The organism is Pseudomonas sp. AK106, assembly GCF_053903055.1.
Genome location: NZ_CP096426.1, coordinates 3,470,747 through 3,488,527 on the forward strand (window position 1 = coordinate 3,470,747; position 17,781 = coordinate 3,488,527).

Sequence of the window (17,781 nt, forward strand, 5' to 3'; positions counted from 1 at the left end):
GTCTGGAGTGTCATAAATTGATTGTTCCCACGCTCTGCGTGGTAACACTGCTCTGGACGCTCTGCGTCCGGCAGTCGACGCCGAGCGTCGGGGGATGCATTCCCACGCGGAGCGTGGGAACGATCAGTCGGGCTCAAGCCCGGGGAGCAATCACCACTCGGCAAAGCTGCCGTCGGCATGGCGCCAGATCGGGTTGCGCCAGCGGTGGCCGATGGCGGCGCGTTCCTTGACGTACTCTTCGTTGATCTCAATGCCCAGGCCCGGCCCGTTCGGGATCTTCACCATGCCCTTGTCGTAGTCGAAGACTTCGGGGTTCTTGATGTAGTCGAGCAGGTCGTTGCTTTCGTTGTAGTGAATCCCCAGGCTCTGCTCCTGAATGAACGCGTTGTAGCAAACGGCGTCCAGTTGCAGGCACGCCGCCAGCGCGATCGGGCCCAGCGGGCAATGCAGCGCCAGCGCCACGTCATAGGCTTCGGCCATGTTGGCGATCTTGCGGGTTTCGGTGATGCCGCCCGCGTGGGAAGCATCCGGCTGGATGATGTCGACATAGCCTTCGCTTAACACGCGCTTGAAATCCCAGCGGGAGAACAAACGCTCGCCCAGGGCAATCGGCGTGCTGGTCAACGGCGCCAGTTCCTTCAGCGCTTCGTAGTTCTCGCTGAGCACCGGCTCTTCGATGAACATCAGCTTGTACGGGTCCAGCTCTTTCATCAGCACCTTGGCCATCGGCTTGTGCACACGACCGTGGAAGTCGACGCCGATGCCGACATTGGGGCCCACGGCATCGCGCACGGCGGCGACGTTGGCCAGGGCCAGATCAACCTTGTCGAAGGTGTCGAGGAACTGCAGCTCCTCGGTGCCGTTCATTTTCACCGCAGTGAACCCACGCTCCACCGCTTCTTTTGCCGCACGCGCGGTGTCCGCCGGACGGTCGCCGCCGATCCACGAGTACACCCGAATCTTGTCGCGCACCTGGCCGCCAAGCAGGTCGCTGACCGACACGCCCAGCGCCTTGCCCTTGATGTCCCACAGCGCCTGATCGATGCCCGCCAGCGCGCTCATGTGGATGGCGCCGCCCCGGTAGAAGCCGCCGCGATACAGCACGGTCCAGATGTCTTCGATGTTGCGTGGGTCTTTGCCGATCAAATAGTCGGACAGTTCCTCAACCGCTGCAGCCACGGTGTGGGCGCGGCCCTCGACCACAGGCTCGCCCCAACCGGTGACGCCCTGGTCGGTTTCGACTTTCAGGAAGCACCAGCGCGGCGGAACGATGTACGTCGTGAGTTTGGTGATTTTCATGTTTTGTCTCTCTTATTCAAAAACACATGCTCGATGGCGCAACGAGCGGGTGGGTCACTGGTTGTTTGCTGGCTTGTGCTGGTTCCAGGCGTCCACGTAGGCCTTGGCGCTCTTGGCAACGTCCTCGGCGCTCATGCCCGGCTTGAACAGCCCCGAACCCAGGCCGAAACCGGAAACACCGGCATCGAGGAACACTTTCATGTTGTCCGGGGTGATGCCACCGACCGGAATCAGCGCCGTGCCGGCCGGCAACACCGCCAGCCAGGCCTTGACCACCGCCGGGCCCATTTGCTCGGCAGGGAACATCTTCAGCACGTCGGCGCCTTCGGCCAGGGCGGCGAAGGCTTCGGTCGGCGTCGCCACGCCCGGAGAAAGGAACAGGCCTTCGGCTTTTGCCGCGCGCAGCACCTTCGGATCGCTGTGGGGCATGACGATAACCTGGCCGCCGGCCTCCTTGACCTGGCGCACTTGCTCCGGCGTCAGCACCGTGCCCGCACCGATCAGGCAATCGGCGGGCAGGCTCTGACGCAGCAAGCGGATGCTGTCGTACGGCTGAGGGGAATTGAGCGGCACTTCGATGACGCGGAAGCCGGCGGTGTACAGGACATCACCGATGGCCGGCGCTTCTTCGGGGCGCAGGCCGCGCAGAATCGCGACCAGACCGTTTTGCACGAGGGCTTGCTTGAGCATGTCAGTTCTCTACATGAAGGGGCCGGGCAACGGCCGAAGAGGAGGATTGAATCAGACCGGCCTGCACCGCCACCTGCCAGAGGCCACGCTCGGTGGCCTGCTCGGCCAGGGTCACTTGGGGGAAACCGTTGGCATCGAGGGCGCGCTGATAGCGTGCGATCAGGGCGTCGCTGCCGATCAGGATCACGGCGGGCAAGTGCGCGTCGGTCTGGCGCAGCAGCTTCGCCAGCGCGACGATTTCATGGCCGATCAACAGGCCAGAGAGGTAATCGGATTGAGCGGTGCCGGACAGCACGCCGGTCAAGCCGAGGGTGCGGCAACTGAAGATGGTCGACAGCGGACCTGCCGCACCGTTGGCCGACCGCGACACCGCCACGCCTCGGTCAAACGCTTCGGCGTCGAAGGTGTCGCTGCGCTGCATCGTGCGGCCAAGAATGGTGTGGCTGGACAGCGCGGCGTAGACCTCGCCGGTCATGAAGGTATCGAAATGCTCGATCCGGCCGTCCACCGCCCTCACCCACTTCGAGTGGCTGCCGGGCAGGCCGATCAACAGGGGCTTTGCGGTTTCGCTGGCGGGCAGCGAGTCAAGAATGCCCAGGACCTGGGTCTCTTCGCCGCGCATCACATTGGGCAGCTCGGAGCGCTGCAGGATGCCGGGAATGATGTGAACGTCGACGCCGCGCACACTGCGCACCGTGACCAACGCAGAACTGAGGGCTGCTACGCTGGCGGGCGTCTGCTGATAGACCGCCTCGCGCCAGCCCTGAGCACTGCCGACCATCCCGCAGGCGATCACCGGCAGCGTCGGTTCGGCGTCGAGCCAGTCGCCGCAGGCTTCGTCGAAAGCGAGTTCGAATCCGTCGGAAACCTGCTGCCCGCCAATCAAGCGAGGCGTCGATGGCAGCTGCATGATGCCCGCGCTGAGCGAACGTTGTTCCAGTACCCGGCCGTGTTCGCCGAGTCGATACGCGCGAAGGGAGGTCGTCCCCCAATCGAGCGCGATCAATTGCGCCTGCATGGCTTCACCTGATTGTTATTAATGAGTGAATGCGGAGCGGACTATAAACCGGTTGCGCCGGAAATCTCAATATATAACGCGCTATCCCACATATTGGGATTTGATGTTGTTGGGTCGTCAGATTTTGATTAATGCCCGTTCCGGATGGGTTTGCGGTTCGGGCATACTGCTGCCCGCTGGCAAAACTTTCACGAACCCAGTGTTAGCTTCTGCCTCCAGCCTGCGGTGCGCCACCTTCTGTTTTTCACACTGCTTGCGCCACTCATCAGCCCCAGCGCCGAAGGTGGTAACTTTCCTGCTCGCCCAGCCTTACGTTCTCTGCCCTGCACGCCTGCCGGCGCCTGTTCGCGTGCCCGCGCGCTTAACTCATCTGAAACAAGGACCCTCAAGATGAAGCGATTCCTCGTGCTCGACAGCCTGCGCGGTCTCTGCGCCCTGACGCTGATTGTTCATCACTCGCACATCGAGCGAAGCATCACGGAGTTGTCGTTTTTCCGTAACGCCAGTCAGTTCGCCGGCCTGTTCTTCGCCCTGAGCGGGTTTCTGATTTACCGGCGCTACGTCGGCACGCTGAACACCCCGCGGCAGTTGGGCGACTTCATGATTGCCCGCGCCGGGCGGGTCATGCCGCTGCATATCGCAGTGCTGGTGTTCTTCATCGGTTTCGAGTGTTTGAAACTGGTGCTGGAGCGCTATGGGCTGCTGTTGAATTTCCCGGCGTTCAGCGGTGACCGCGCGCCTGGGGAAATTCTTCCAAACCTTTTACTGATTCAAGCCTGGTGGCCGGGCTTCAATGCGCTGTCGTTCAACTATCCGTCGTGGTGGGTCAGCGTCGCGTTTTACCTGTGGCTGATCTTCGGGCTGGTCTGCTACGCGCTGCCGGGGATGGCGCGGGCGATTTTCACGCTGCTGGGGGGGTTGGCGTTTGTCGGGTTGTTCACGGATTCCGACCTGCTGACGCGCTATGTGTTGTGGGGCGCGGCCTGTTTCTTTGCGGGCACGGTGACGTATCGGCTGTACGCGAGGCTGCGGAATTTCGCGCCGGGGGTGGTGCTGGGCAGTGTGCTTGAGGTGGGGGTTTTGGCGACTATCGGCTGGCTGATGGTGGACGGCCAAGCCCCGATGACGATTGAGCTGGCGCTGCTGTTTTGCCTGGCGATTCTGGTGTTCGCCTGGGAGGCTGGTGCGGTGTCGCGGCTGTTGCAGGTGCGGGTGTTTCCGGCGCTGGGCCGGTTGTGGCTGTCGATTTACCTGACCCATGCGGCGGTGATTTTCGTCGTCGCGACGGGGTTGACGGTGGCGGCGAAATTCGGCGGTTATCCGCTGTTGGTGGACAAGCCGGGGGAGATTCCGGGGTCGCTGGTGCGGCATTTGAGTACGGGCAGTGCGCTGAACGACAACCTGTTGATGTTGCTGGTGGTGGTGGCGGTTGTGGTGGTTTCGATGTTGGCTCATCGCTTCATCGAGGTGCCGGGGATGCGGCTTTGTGCGGGGTTAAGATCAAGATCAAGATCAAGATCAGAGGCATCTGCCTAGGGGCAGATTGTTTCGCCTTCGGCGAGTTACTTTTAAAAAAGCACTAAAAGTAACCAAAAGTGCCTGCTCTCGGTTTGGCCCGACTTCGTCGGGTTCCCTCACTCCGACGACGCTCCGTGGGCCCGCGCCGAACGGACATCCATGTCCTGGCGGCGCTCTCGCGGCATCCATGCCGCTCGGCCCACTGCGCGTCGTCTGCGTTCGGCCTGCACCCAAGTCGCGATTGGCGGTGTTTGAACTCTTTGCGTAGGAAGATCAAAAGCAGATCAAGTGCAAGGTTAAAAGCTTCCCGGCTAAAGCCAGTCCTACAGTAGACCGCGTGCATACAGTGGGACCGGCTTCAGCCGGGAAAGCGTCGGTGGGCGCGCCGCGAAATTGATGGTGAATGAGCCGGCCCCTTCCCGGCTAAAGCCAGTCCTACCAACAGAACGCGCGCATCTGTGGGACCGGCTTCAGCCGGGAAAGCGTCGGTGGGCGCGCCGCGAAATTGATGGTGAATGAGCCGGCCCCTTCCCGGCTAAAGCCAGTCCCACTAACAGACCGCGAGCACCCGTTGGACCGGCTTCAGCCGGGAAAGCATCGGTGGGCGCGCCGGGAAATTGATGGTGAATGGGCCGGCCCCTTCCCGGCTAAAGCCAGTCCCACCAACAGAACGCGCGCACCCGTAGGACCGGCTTCAGCCGGGAAGCTGTTGATCTTGATCTTCTACGCAGGAAGTCCAGACGACACCCATCGCGACTTGGGTGCAGGCTGAACGGAAATCTCGCGGAGTGGGTCGAGCCGCCGGGATGCGGCGAGAGCGCCGTCAGGGCATGGATGCCCGTTCGGCGCGGGCCCACGGAGCGGGACCGGAGTGAGGGGATTCCGACGAAGGAGGAACCAAGCCAGGAGCAAGCACCCTTGGTTACTTGGGGATGGTGCGACTTTCGACTTTTCCAAGTAACTCGCCGAAGGCGAAACGTCTGCCCCTAGGCAGACGCTCTTGATCCTGGCGTACTAACTCACGCCGCAGATCCGGGGACAGATTAATTTACGGTGAAGCTATGTAAATAAATCAGTCCCCTACGAACAGTGATTACCGCTCGAGCAGAATACGAAGCATCCGACGCAACGGCTCCGCCGCGCCCCACAACAACTGGTCGCCCACGGTAAATGCGCCCAGATACTGCGAACCCATATTCAACTTACGCAAACGCCCCACCGGAATATTCAACGTCCCGGTCACCGACGTCGGGCTCAGCTCCTGAATGCTCGCTTCGCGATTATTCGGCACCAGCTTCACCCACGGATTGTGCTGACTGATCATCCCCTCGATGTCAGCGATCGGCACATCCTTGTTCAGCTTGATGGTCAGCGCCTGACTGTGGCACCGCATCGCACCGATGCGCACGCAAATACCATCGACCGGAATCGGGCTCTTGAAACGACCCAGAATCTTGTTCGTCTCCGCCTGCCCTTTCCACTCCTCGCGGCTCTGACCGTTCGGCAGCTCCTTGTCGATCCACGGGATCAGACTGCCCGCCAGCGGCACCCCGAAATTCTCGGTCGGGAAACCCTCGCCGCGCATCGCGTCAGCCACCTTGCGGTCGATGTCCAGAATCGCGCTGGCAGGGTTCGCCAGCTCGTCGGCCACCGACGCATTGATCGCACCCATCTGCTTGATCAACTCACGCATGTTCTGCGCACCGGCGCCGGAAGCGGCCTGATACGTCATGACGTTCATCCACTCCACCAGACCGGCCTCGAACAGCCCGCCCAGGCCCATCAGCATCAGGCTGACGGTGCAGTTGCCGCCGATGTAATTCTTGGTGCCGGCATCCAGCTGCTGGTCGATGACCTTGCGGTTGACCGGATCAAGGATGATCACCGCATCGTCCTGCATGCGCAGGGACGACGCCGCGTCGATCCAGTAACCCTGCCAGCCCGCTTCGCGCAGCTTGGGGAAGACTTCGTTGGTGTAGTCGCCGCCCTGGCAGGTCAGCACCACGTCCAGGGTCTTGAGCTCGTCGATGCTGTAGGCATCTTTCAGCGGCGCGACGTCCTTGCCCACCGACGGGCCTTGGCCGCCGACGTTGGAGGTGGTGAAAAAAACCGGCTCAATGAGATCGAAATCCTGCTCTTCCAGCATGCGCTGCATGAGCACGGAACCGACCATCCCGCGCCAACCGACCAGACCTACACGTTTCATCGCAACTACACCTTAATTAAAAGTGGGGCCCCGACCGCAGAGAGCCACTGGGCTCAACCTGACAGTCGTGGGCCCGAGATATTACAGATTGCGCAGCGCGGCGACTACGGCGTCGCCCATTTCCTGCGTACCGATCCGGGCATTGCCCTCAGACCAGATGTCCCCGGTGCGCAGGCCCTGATCCAGCACCAGGCTCACGGCTTTCTCGATGGCGTCGGCAGCGGTGTGCTCGTTGAAGCTGTAACGCAGCATCATCGACACCGACAGAATCGTCGCCAGCGGGTTGGCCACGCCTTTGCCGGCGATGTCCGGGGCCGAACCGTGGCAAGGCTCGTACATGCCCTTGTTGTTCGAATCCAGCGACGCCGACGGCAGCATACCGATAGAGCCGGTGAGCATCGACGCTTCGTCGGAGAGGATGTCGCCGAACATGTTGTCGGTGACAATCACGTCGAACTGCTTCGGTGCGCGGACCAGCTGCATGGCAGCATTGTCGACGTACATGTGGCTGAGTTCGACGTCCGGGTAATCCTTGGCCACCTGTTCGACGATTTCACGCCACAACTGGCTGGACGCAAGCACATTGGCCTTGTCCACGGAGCAGAGCTTCTTGCCGCGTACACGGGCCATGTCGAAGCCGACGCGGGCGATGCGGCGGATCTCGCTTTCGCTGTAGGGCAACGTATCGTAGGACTGACGCTCGCCGTTTTCCAGCTCGCGGGTGCCACGCGGTGCGCCGAAGTAGATACCGCCGGTCAACTCACGGACGATGAGGATGTCCAGGCCGGCGACGATTTCAGGCTTCAGACTGGACGCATCGGCCAGTTGCGGATACAGAATCGCCGGACGCAGGTTGGCGAACAGGCCCAGTTGCGAGCGGATCTTCAGCAGGCCGCGCTCCGGACGGATGTCGCGGTCGATGGCGTCCCATTTCGGGCCGCCCACGGCGCCGAGTAGCACGGCATCAACAGCGCGAGCGCGCTCAAGGGTCTCATCTGCCAGTGGTACGCCGTGTTTGTCGATCGCCGCGCCACCAATAACGTCGTGGCTCAGTTCGAAACCCAGCTGGTATTTCTCGCTGGCCAGTTCCAGCACCTTGACCGCCTCGGCCATGATTTCCGGGCCGATGCCATCACCTGGGAGAATCAGAATCTGCTTGCTCATAAAACCCTCGTTTCAGAATACGTGTCGAGCCGGTGATCGGTGCCGGCTCGGGAGCGGCAAGCTCCAAGCGGTGAGCTGCAAGAATCAGCAGTCACACCGCGGTCAACTTGCCGCTTGCAGCTTGAAGCTTGAAGCTAATAACTGCCCCTCAGCGAAACAGCCACGGCTGCGAAGCCCGATGCTTGCTCTCGAACGCGGCAATCGCCTCGCCGTCCATCAGGGTCAGGCCGATATCGTCCAGGCCGTTGAGCAGGCAGTGCTTGCGGAAGGCGTCGATTTCAAAGTGGTAGACCTTGCCATCTTCACGGGTCACGGTCTGGGCTTGCAGGTCCACGTTCAACTGGTAGCCCGGCGTCGCCTCGACCACTTTGAACAGCTCATCGACTTCGCTTTCGCTCAGGATGATCGGCAGCAGGCCGTTCTTGAAGCTGTTGTTGAAGAAGATGTCCGCGTAGCTCGGCGCGATGATGCTGCGAAAACCGTACTCCTCCAGCGCCCATGGGGCGTGTTCACGGCTCGAGCCGCAGCCGAAGTTTTCCCGGGCCAGCAGGACGCTGGCGCCCTGGTAACGCTCGGCGTTGAGCACGAAATCCGGGTTCAGCGGACGCTTGCTGTTGTCCTGATACGGCTGACCCACATCAAGGTAGCGCCACTCGTCAAACAGGTTCGGGCCAAAGCCGGTCCGGCGGATCGACTTCAGGAATTGCTTGGGGATGATCTGATCGGTGTCGACGTTGGCGCGATCCAGCGGAGCGACCAGACCGGTGTGTTGGGTAAAAGGCTTCATACGGGGCTCCTTATGCCTGGCTCATGGTGCGAACGTCGACGAAACGGCCGCTGACCGCAGCCGCTGCTGCCATCGCCGGACTGACCAGGTGAGTACGCCCACCGGCGCCCTGACGGCCTTCGAAGTTGCGGTTGGAGGTGGACGCGCAGTGCTCGCCGCTCTCGAGGCGGTCCGGGTTCATCGCCAGGCACATCGAGCAGCCCGGCTCGCGCCATTCAAAGCCGGCTTCGATGAAGACCTTGTCCAGCCCTTCCCGCTCGGCCTGTTCTTTCACCAGACCCGAGCCCGGCACGACGATCGCCTGCTTGATGGTCGACGCCACTTTGCGGCCTTTGGCGATGTCCGCTGCGGCGCGCAGGTCTTCGATCCGCGAGTTGGTGCACGAGCCGATGAACACGCGATCCAGCTGAATGTCGGTGATCGCCTGATTGGCTTTTAGGCCCATGTACTTCAAGGCGCGCTCGATCGAGCCACGCTTGACCAGATCGGCTTCCTGCGCCGGATCGGGCACATGCTGATCCACGGCCACGACCATTTCCGGCGAGGTGCCCCAGCTGACCTGCGGCTTGATTTGGGTCGCGTCGAGCTCAACCACGGTGTCGAACACCGCGTCGTCGTCGGACACCAGGTCTTTCCAGGCCTCGACGGCTGCGCCCCACTGCTCGGCAGTCGGTGCGAAAGGACGACCCTTCACGTAGGCAATGGTCTTTTCATCGGTCGCCACCAGCCCGACACGGGCGCCGGCTTCGATGGACATGTTGCAGATGGTCATGCGGCCTTCGACGGACAGGTCGCGAATGGCGCTGCCGGCGAATTCGATGGCATGGCCGTTGCCGCCGGCGGTGCCGATCTTGCCGATGATGGCGAGGACGATGTCCTTGGCCGTGACGCCGAACGGCAGCTTGCCTTCGACCTTCACTTGCATGTTCTTCATTTTCTTCGCGACCAAACACTGAGTCGCGAGGACGTGCTCGACCTCGGAAGTGCCGATGCCGTGGGCCAGCGCGCCGAATGCGCCGTGGGTGGACGTGTGCGAGTCGCCGCAGACCACGGTCATGCCCGGCAAGGTCGCGCCCTGCTCCGGACCGATCACGTGAACGATGCCCTGACGGATGTCGTTCATCTTAAATTCGGTGATGCCGTACTCGTCGCAGTTGTCATCCAGGGTCTTGACCTGCAAGCGCGACACTTGATCGACGATGGCGTCGACGCCGTCCTTGCGGTCGGGGGTGGTCGGCACGTTATGGTCGACGGTGGCGACGTTGGCGTCGATGCGCCACGGTTTGCGCCGGGCCAGGCGCAAGCCCTCGAAAGCCTGAGGCGACGTCACTTCGTGAATGATGTGACGGTCGATGTAGAGCAGCGCAGAGCCATCGTCGCGCTGCTTGACCAAATGCGAATCCCAGAGCTTGTCGTAGAGCGTTTTGCCGGCCATCAGACGGTTCCTCATCAGCGTATTTCTATGCCCCGGCCGCCGATGTCGAGATGACACCGTAAAGACCCTTGGCTTGTGGGGGTGATGCTAGGGAATATGCTTAAATAACTCAAATTCATATTTTTCATGCTTTGCATAACCAACAGGAATCCGAGATGGATCTGGCTAATCTCAATGCCTTCATTGCCATCGCCGAGATGGGCAGCTTCTCGGCCGCTGGCGAGCGCCTGCACCTGACTCAGCCGGCGGTCAGCAAGCGCATCGCCGGTCTGGAGCAGCAGCTGGACGTGCGGCTTTTTGATCGGCTGGGCCGTGAGGTCAGCCTGACCGAAGCCGGACGCGCCCTGCTCCCCCGCGCTTATCAGATCCTCAATGTGCTGGACGACACCCGTCGCGCGCTGACCAACCTGACCGGCGAGGTCACCGGGCGGCTGACTCTGGCGACCAGTCACCACATCGGTTTGCACCGGTTGCCTACGCTATTAAGGGCGTTTACCAAGACCTACCCGGACGTCGCGCTGGACATTCAGTTTCTCGATTCGGAAGTGGCCTACGAAGAAATCCTCCACGGCCGTGCGGAGCTGGCGGTGATCACCTTGGCACCCGAGCCCCACGCGCTGGTGAAAGCCGTCAAGGTCTGGGACGACCCGCTGGATTTCGTCGCCGCGCCCGAGCACCCGCTGGCGACCCGGAAAAACGTCAGCCTGGCCGACCTCGCCCGCTACCCGGCGGTGTTTCCGGGCGAGAACACCTTCACCCACCACATCGTCAGCGAGCTCTGTGAGTCGCAGGGGCTGAAGCCGAATATCGCCATGAGCACCAACTATATGGAGACGATCAAGATGATGGTGTCCATCGGACTGGCCTGGAGCGTGCTGCCCCGGACCATGCTCGACGAGCAAGTCACCCCCATCCCGTTGCCGGGTGTCCAGTTACGGCGGCAGTTGGGGTATATCGTCCACACCGAACGCACGCTGTCTAACGCGGCGCGGGCGTTCATGGCGCTGCTGGATGCGCAAGCTGCAGGGCTGGAGCAATCGCCCGCGCGCTGAGCGCGCACAAAAAAGGCGCCCCGCAGGGCGCCTTCTCACGCTGACTCTGGATCAGTGAGTCAGGGTTTTCCGGGCATTGATCTGGATGCGTTTTGGCTTGGCCTCTTCAGGCACCAGACGCAGCAGGTCAATGTTCAACAGGCCATTGGCCAAAGCAGCGTTCTTGACCTCAATGTGGTCAGCCAGGCGGAACGACAGCTTGAAGGCACGCTGGGCAATGCCCTGGTGCAGGAAGGTCACGCCTTCCGCCGTATTCTCGCGCTTGTTGCCGGTGACGGTCAGTACGCCCTTCTCGACTTGCAGCTCCAGGTCTTCCTCCTGGAAACCCGCTGCCGCGACGACAATGCGGTATTGGTCATCAGCGTGTTTCTCGACGTTGTAGGGAGGGTAGCTGCTGGCCGACTCGTTGCGCGCCGCCGACTCGAACAGGTCATTGAAGCGGTCAAAGCCAACGGAGTGACGGAACAGTGGAGCCAGGGAAAATGCAGTAGTCATCTGAAAATCTCCTGATAAATCAGCAAGTGGTTATCGCCGCGACCCGACTTCGGCATCGCGTAATCCCAAAATAGGGACGGCCATTTGCGTTTCAAGAGTCGTGCAAAAAAATTTTCAGGCGGCTTCCGGCACGCTCACACCGAGCATCTGGCTGATCCGCTCGCAGTCGGTTTCGCGGCGCAGGGCATCGAACAGGACGGTCGCTTCGGGGTAGCTTTTGGTGAGCAGGACCACCCACTGCTTGAGGCGGCCCGGTGCCTGGACGCGGGTCATCTTGGCCATGGCCTGCAGCCAGAAATCGCGCAGCAGCGGCTGCAGCTCGGCCCAGGTCAGGGGGATGACGTCACGCCCGGCTTGCGCGGCGGCGATCTGCCGACCCAGGTCCGGACGCGCCACCAGACCGCGGCCGATCATGATGTCGCGGGCGCCACAGATCTCCTGGCAGCGGCGCCAGTCGTCGACGGTCCAGATCTCGCCGTTGGCGATGATCGGAATCTTCACCACGTCCTGAATCTTGCCAATCCACTCCCAGTGCGCCGGCGGCTTGTAGCCGTCGACCTTGGTGCGGGCGTGGACGACGATGTGCTCCGCGCCGCCCGCTTCCAGGGCCCGGGCGCAATCCAGCGCCGGTTCAGTGCTGTCGTAGCCCAGGCGCATCTTGGCGGTGACCGGAATGTGCGCAGGCACGGCGCGGCGTACGTGACTGAGGATGGTGTGCAGCAGCTCCGGCTCCTTGAGCAACACCGCCCCGCCTCGGGATTTGTTGACGGTCTTGGCGGGGCAGCCAAAATTCAGGTCGATGACCGGCGCCCCCAGTTCGGCCGCGAAGGCTGCGTTCTCGGCCAGACATACCGGGTCCGACCCCAGTAGCTGCACACGCAAGGGCACGCCGGCGCGGGTCTTCGAGCCCTGCAACAGCTCGGACGCGAGCTTGTGGAAGTAATGCTCCGGCAACACGCGCTCGGTCACCCGGATGAATTCGGTCACGCACCAGTCGATGCCGCCGACTTGCGTCAGCACGTCACGCAGGATGTCGTCGACCAGGCCTTCCATGGGTGCCAGGGCAATTTGCATGGGGTCACACTCGAAAAAAAGTCCGGCAGTTTACGCAGAGGCCGGCGGATTGGATACGGTTTACGCGCGCCGAGCGTCAGGAGACCGCGCTGTGGAGGCCGGCGGCGTAGCCGTCGATGAACTCGCTCGGCATGCGCTTGGGTTTACCCGACGACAGTTCGATGCAGACGAAGGTGGTCTGCGCGCGCAGCAAGGTCACGCCATCACTGGGCCGCTTGAGCTGGAAGCGCCGGGTCATTTTCAGGCGTTGATCCCAGTCGACGATCCAGGTCGCCAGTTGCAGTTCGTCATCCTGATAGGCGCTGGCCAAGTAGTCGATCTCATGCCGCACCACGGCCATGGCCCGGTCGAGTCGACGGTACTCGGTCAGGTCCAGGCCCAGTTGCTGGGAATGCCGCCATGCGCAGCGTTCGAGCCAGGTGACATACACCGCGTTGTTGGCGTGACCCAGGCCGTCGATATCCTCCTCGCCCACCTGCAGATCGATGACGAACGGCGTTGCCAGATCCCAGACCATTTCTTAATGCCCTATCAAATTCATCACCCGGGCAGTGTAACTAAAAGCATCGGACAAGAAATGGTCCAGCCGGGGACAGATTAATTTACGGTGAAGCGTTGTAAATAAATCAGTCCCCTCAGCCGCCGGAAGCCAGTCCTACGGGGTGCGTGGGAGTTCTGTAGGACTGGCTTTAGCCGGGAAGGCGTCGGATGTCACGCTGCAAAATTGCGGGTGCCCACGCTGGCCTCTTCCCGGCTGAAGCCGGTCCTACAATGGCATCACAGCACCGCGGACTTCGCCGCCCGGAGCACGCGATCCGACAGTTCACCGGGCCCCAGGGCTCGGGCGAGGGCCAGGCCGCCGACCATCAATGCGATGTCGGCCAGGGTCTTGTCGGATTCTTCAGGGCTGGCAGCGAGCTGCGCCACCATCAGTTCGACGTGTTCCGCCAGGGCGTTGCGAAAATCCTCGGACAGACGCGCCATCTCCCCGATCGCTGTCGGCAGCGGGCACGCGTGCTCTTCGGCGTCGCGGTGCCTGCGCGACAGGTAGAACGCGGCCAGCAGCGCGCGGCGCTCCTCACCCGGCAATTGACCGTCGATGCCGGCGACCATCTCACGGCGTTCCGCCAGCAACTGGCGGAACGCTTCAAGCATCAGCGCTTCCTTGCTGTCGAAATGGGCGTAGAAGCCCCCTACCGTCAGCCCGGCTGCGCCCATGATCTCGTTGACGCTGGGTTCGATCGGGCCGCGGGCGATCAACGCGGTACTGGCAGCAGCGAGAATGCGTTCGCGGGTCTGTGCTTTTTTATCGTTCATGACCGCCTCCGGGATGATGGCGATAATATTATCCTCATCATGTGCATTGGCAAGGACGACACCGGTGCTTGGGATGAACGATGGGCAGATGAACGAAGAGAGAGGCAAAGAAAAACAGGGTCTGGAACCAAACCCCGGAAAAACAAAAGGGTCATTCAATAATCGAATGACCCTTGGTCTCGCAGAGCGAGAAATCGTGGCGTCCCCTAGGGGACTCGAACCCCTGTTACCGCCGTGAAAGGGCGGTGTCCTAGGCCACTAGACGAAGGGGACGCAAAACCTTCGAGCAGATTCGCCGATGACAACTGACGAACCCTGGCAGAAATTGGTGGAGCTAAGCGGGATCGAACCGCTGACCTCCTGCATGCCATGCAGGCGCTCTCCCAGCTGAGCTATAGCCCCGGATTTACGCCTCTCGGCGGAGATCAGCTCTAAGGCCTCACTCGGTAAAACTGGCGTCCCCTAGGGGACTCGAACCCCTGTTACCGCCGTGAAAGGGCGGTGTCCTAGGCCACTAGACGAAGGGGACGTAACCCTTGCGTACCGCCTCGGTGCTGGTTCCGGAGCGGGACAAACTTCAAGGCAGTAAAGCAAACCTTGAAGCTTTTAATTTGGTGGAGCTTAGCGGGATCGAACCGCTGACCTCCTGCATGCCATGCAGGCGCTCTCCCAGCTGAGCTAAAGCCCCACAATACACTTACGTAGAACGCCGCGTTACCGCGTATTTCTGCGTTGCCGTGTGGACGGGGCGCATATTAAGTGCGACCCACAAAGCTGTCAAACTCTTTTTTAAACAATTCCAAAAGAATTTTCCGGGATAACAATCACTTACCGCCTCCCGGAAAACCGGCCCACGCCGGCGAACAGGCCATCGCTCAATGGCCCTGGCTCATTCAGGTGGTCACTCAGCCGATGGCGCCGAGCAGCTTCTCCCATTCTTTGTTCTCTTTCTTCGACACCCCGCCCAGCATGTCCAGCGCCTGGCGCAGACGGAAACGGGTCAGGTCCGGGCCCAGAATCTCCATGGCGTCGGTGACCGATACCGAATTCGCCTGACCGGTGATGGCGGCGAACATCAGTGGCATGGCGTCCCGCAGCTTCAGTTCCAGGTGCTCGACCACTGCCTGAATGCAACCGGTGATCTTGTCCTTCTCCCACTGACGCAGGGACTCCAGCTTCCACAGAATCAGCTGGATGACCTGACGCACCTGTTCCGGCGACAGCTTCTTGTGTTCGAACAGCTTAGCGTCCGGGGTCACGCCACCGGCGAAGAAGAAGCCGCCCAGCGGCGCGATCTGGCTGAACGTCTCGACGCGGCCCTGAACGTGGGGGGCGATCTTCATCATGTAGTCGCTGTTGAACGCCCACTTCTGCACGCGGGTGGCGAACTCTTCCACCGGCAGCTCACGCAGCCATTGGCCGTTGAGCCACGACAGTTTCTCGATGTCGAAGATCGGCCCGCCCAGGGACACGCGGGTCAGATCGAAGTGTTCGACCATTTCGTCCAGCGAGAACTTTTCGCGCTCGTCGGGCATCGACCAGCCCATGCGACCGAGGTAGTTGAGCATCGCTTCCGGCATGAAGCCCATGCGCTCGTAGAACGTCACCGAGGTCGGGTTCTTGCGCTTGGAGAGTTTGCTCTTGTCCGGGTTACGCAGCAGCGGCATGTAGCACAGCGCCGGCTTTTCCCAGCCGAAGTACTCGTAGAGCAGGATCAGCTTCGGTGCCGACGGCAGCCACTCTTCGCCGCGCAGCACATGGGTGATGCCCATCAGGTGGTCGTCGACGACGTTGGCCAGGAAGTAGGTCGGCAGGCCGTCGGTCTTCATCAGGACCTGCATGTCCATGCGGTCCCACGGGATTTCGACTTCGCCACGCAGGATGTCCGGTACCACGCAGACGCCTTCGCTCGGCACCTTCATGCGGATCACATGGGGTTCGCCGGCGGCCAGGCGGCGCTCGACTTCTTCTTTCGACAGCAGCAGCGCGCGGCCGTCGTAGCGCGGGGTTTCGCCCCGGGCGGTCTGCTCGGCGCGCATCTGGTCAAGCTCTTCAGCGGTGCAGAAGCACGGGAAGGCATGACCGGCGTCGACCAGTTCCTGCACATACTTCTTGTAGATGTCGCCGCGCTCGCTCTGGCGATACGGGCCATGGGGACCGCCGACGTCGGGGCCTTCGCTCCACTCGATGCCGAGCCAGCGCAGGGCGTCGAAAATCTGTTGTTCGGACTCGCGGGTCGAGCGCAGTTGATCGGTGTCTTCAATGCGCAGGATGAATTCGCCGCCATGCTGCTTGGCGAAGCAATAGTTGAACAGCGCGATGTAGGCCGTGCCAACGTGGGGGTCGCCGGTGGGCGATGGCGCGATGCGGGTGCGAACGGTGGTCATGGAAAATCCCGGATAGGTCGAACAAGCCGCGAATGTTAACAGGCGCGGCCTGCGCGGCTCCAGCGCGGACGCTTGATGGAGCGCAGAATCGTGGTAATGGCAGGACAGGCGGCCCCGCCCTCGCCGCCCGGCACGCGTCGCCACGCATGTTGCAACGAATGCCGCGCCATCAGTGGCGGTCATGATCGCGACGATGGCTAGGTGCCAGACCGCCAACCCTGATAAATTTGTGTACATTCCAATAATTCAGAACGCCCATGCCCGCCCAACTCAAGCGCCGCCTGTTCATCTTCTTCGTGGTGGTCCTGCTGATCGCCCTCGCCTTCTTCGCCCAGTGGTACCTGAAAGGACGCTTTCACGAGTCCACCGACAACGCCTACGTGCAGGGTGAAATCACCCGGGTGTCCAGCCAGCTCGGCGCGCGGATCAACGAGGTGTTGGTGCAGGACAACCAGCACGTGGAAAAAGGCCAGTTGCTGGTGCGGCTTGAGCCGGATGATTTCCGCCTGGCCATCGACCGGGCCCAGGCGACCCTGGCAACCCGCGAAGCGGAGCGCCTGCAGGCACAGAGCCGCTTGACCCAGCAGTCGAGCCTGATCGCCGCCAGCGATGCGCAGGTGCAAGCGAATCAGGCGACCCTCGGGCGCACGCAACTGGACTTGGCGCGACTGCAAAAGCTGCGCACCCCGGGCTTCGTCTCGGAAGCCCAGGTGACCACCATGACCGCCGACAGCAACGTTGCCCGCTCCCAGGTCACCAAGGCCCAGGCCGATGCCCAGAGTCAGCGCCAGCAGGTCAACGCGCTGAACGCCGAGATCAAGCGCCTCGACGCGCAGATCGCCACCGCCCGTGCCGACCTGGCCCAGGCGCAGATTAATGTGCAGCGCACCGAGATCCACTCGCCCCTCAGCGGGCTGGTCGGCCAGCGGGCGGCGCGCAATGGCCAGTTCGTTCAGGCCGGCGCGTATCTGCTGTCGATCGTGCCGGACCAGGACATCTGGGTGCAGGCCAATTTCAAGGAAACCCAGATCGAGCACATGGAGATCGGTCAGGTCGCCCAGCTGACCTTCGACAGCTTTCCCGGCACGCCCATCGAGGGCCGCGTCGACAGCCTGTTTGCCGCCTCCGGTGCGCAGTTCAGCCTGCTGCCGCCGGACAACGCCACCGGCAACTTCACCAAGGTCGTGCAGCGCATCCCGGTCAAGCTGACTTTCGCGCCGGACAACCCGCTGCACGGCAAGATTCGCCCGGGCATGTCGGTGACCGTTTCAGTCGATATCCGGCCGCCGAACGACGCCCGACATGGCCAGTGACGAACTGATCCGCCCGGTCGGCGAAC

15 protein-coding genes and 4 tRNA genes are annotated in these 17,781 nt (G+C 62.0%); 3 read left to right on the plus strand and 16 right to left on the minus strand.

The features are described 5' to 3' along the window. Positions 1-150: 150 nt before the first annotated feature. Genes dgoD through M1E04_RS15365 form a run of 3 tightly spaced genes read right to left on the minus strand, consistent with a single transcriptional unit; the run spans position 151 to position 3,007 of the window. Positions 151-1,299 (minus strand): galactonate dehydratase, encoded by a 1,149-nt coding sequence (dgoD, locus tag M1E04_RS15355; RefSeq protein WP_065986272.1) that lies wholly within the window; start codon positions 1,297-1,299, stop codon positions 151-153. A gap of 54 nt (positions 1,300-1,353) precedes the next feature. After that, positions 1,354-1,989, minus strand: coding sequence for a 2-dehydro-3-deoxy-6-phosphogalactonate aldolase (locus tag M1E04_RS15360; RefSeq protein WP_065986271.1), 636 nt, complete (start codon positions 1,987-1,989; stop codon positions 1,354-1,356). A 1-nt stretch (position 1,990) separates the two neighbouring features. Next, the gene (locus tag M1E04_RS15365) at positions 1,991-3,007 is read right to left on the minus strand and encodes a 2-dehydro-3-deoxygalactonokinase (RefSeq protein ID WP_456291636.1); all 1,017 of its coding nucleotides are present in this window, start codon (positions 3,005-3,007) and stop codon (positions 1,991-1,993) included. A 390-nt stretch (positions 3,008-3,397) separates the two neighbouring features. On the opposite strand from M1E04_RS15365, the gene M1E04_RS15370 reads away from it, so the two are divergent. Then, positions 3,398-4,543 carry an acyltransferase family protein gene (locus M1E04_RS15370; protein WP_456291637.1) on the plus strand — a complete coding sequence of 382 codons (1,146 nt, stop codon included), beginning with the start codon at positions 3,398-3,400 and terminating at the stop codon, positions 4,541-4,543. Positions 4,544-5,618: 1,075 nt separating this feature from the next. Here M1E04_RS15370 and asd read toward each other — a convergent pair. The 4 genes from asd to leuC all read right to left on the minus strand — a co-directional run bounded on the left by asd (position 5,619) and on the right by leuC (position 10,117). Continuing rightward, complete coding sequence (gene asd / locus M1E04_RS15375) at positions 5,619-6,731, minus strand: aspartate-semialdehyde dehydrogenase (protein ID WP_065986059.1); 1,113 nt, start codon at positions 6,729-6,731, stop codon at positions 5,619-5,621. Between the two features lie 81 nt (positions 6,732-6,812). Further along, a complete protein-coding gene (gene leuB / locus M1E04_RS15380; protein WP_296308737.1) occupies positions 6,813-7,895 on the minus strand; it encodes a 3-isopropylmalate dehydrogenase in 1,083 nt (360 codons plus the stop codon). A 148-nt stretch (positions 7,896-8,043) separates the two neighbouring features. Then, the gene (gene leuD / locus M1E04_RS15385) at positions 8,044-8,682 is read right to left on the minus strand and encodes a 3-isopropylmalate dehydratase small subunit (RefSeq protein ID WP_065986057.1); all 639 of its coding nucleotides are present in this window, start codon (positions 8,680-8,682) and stop codon (positions 8,044-8,046) included. A 10-nt stretch (positions 8,683-8,692) separates the two neighbouring features. After that, positions 8,693-10,117 carry a 3-isopropylmalate dehydratase large subunit gene (leuC, locus tag M1E04_RS15390; RefSeq protein WP_456291638.1) on the minus strand — a complete coding sequence of 475 codons (1,425 nt, stop codon included), beginning with the start codon at positions 10,115-10,117 and terminating at the stop codon, positions 8,693-8,695. Between the two features lie 155 nt (positions 10,118-10,272). Here leuC and M1E04_RS15395 point away from each other — a divergent pair, with 155 nt between their 5' ends. Next, complete coding sequence (locus M1E04_RS15395) at positions 10,273-11,169, plus strand: LysR family transcriptional regulator (protein ID WP_192134175.1); 897 nt, start codon at positions 10,273-10,275, stop codon at positions 11,167-11,169. Positions 11,170-11,220: 51 nt separating this feature from the next. On the opposite strand, the gene M1E04_RS15400 is transcribed toward M1E04_RS15395, so the two are convergent. From M1E04_RS15400 to gltX, 9 genes are all read right to left on the minus strand, one after another. Next, on the minus strand, positions 11,221-11,664 hold the full coding sequence (locus M1E04_RS15400) for an Hsp20 family protein (RefSeq protein ID WP_456291639.1): 444 nt from the start codon (positions 11,662-11,664) through the stop codon (positions 11,221-11,223). A 114-nt stretch (positions 11,665-11,778) separates the two neighbouring features. Then, complete coding sequence (locus tag M1E04_RS15405) at positions 11,779-12,738, minus strand: tRNA dihydrouridine synthase (protein ID WP_456291640.1); 960 nt, start codon at positions 12,736-12,738, stop codon at positions 11,779-11,781. 76 nt (positions 12,739-12,814) lie between these two features. Beyond that, on the minus strand, positions 12,815-13,255 hold the full coding sequence (locus M1E04_RS15410) for an acyl-CoA thioesterase (protein WP_192134178.1): 441 nt from the start codon (positions 13,253-13,255) through the stop codon (positions 12,815-12,817). 260 nt (positions 13,256-13,515) lie between these two features. Next, the gene (locus tag M1E04_RS15415) at positions 13,516-14,055 is read right to left on the minus strand and encodes a TetR/AcrR family transcriptional regulator (protein ID WP_456291641.1); all 540 of its coding nucleotides are present in this window, start codon (positions 14,053-14,055) and stop codon (positions 13,516-13,518) included. A gap of 197 nt (positions 14,056-14,252) precedes the next feature. Next, a tRNA-Glu gene (locus M1E04_RS15420) sits at positions 14,253-14,328 on the minus strand. Between the two features lie 53 nt (positions 14,329-14,381). Continuing rightward, positions 14,382-14,457: transfer RNA gene (locus M1E04_RS15425), tRNA-Ala, on the minus strand. A 51-nt stretch (positions 14,458-14,508) separates the two neighbouring features. After that, positions 14,509-14,584, minus strand: a tRNA-Glu gene (locus M1E04_RS15430). An 83-nt stretch (positions 14,585-14,667) separates the two neighbouring features. Continuing rightward, a tRNA-Ala gene (locus M1E04_RS15435) sits at positions 14,668-14,743 on the minus strand. Between the two features lie 217 nt (positions 14,744-14,960). Beyond that, positions 14,961-16,442, minus strand: a complete 1,482-nt coding sequence (gene gltX, locus M1E04_RS15440) for a glutamate--tRNA ligase (RefSeq protein ID WP_065986050.1) — start codon at positions 16,440-16,442, stop codon at positions 14,961-14,963. A 257-nt stretch (positions 16,443-16,699) separates the two neighbouring features. Between gltX and M1E04_RS15445 the strand changes: the two genes are divergently transcribed. Beyond that, the gene (locus M1E04_RS15445; protein WP_456291642.1) at positions 16,700-17,755 is read left to right on the plus strand and encodes an HlyD family secretion protein; all 1,056 of its coding nucleotides are present in this window, start codon (positions 16,700-16,702) and stop codon (positions 17,753-17,755) included. Positions 17,756-17,781 lie beyond the last annotated feature (26 nt).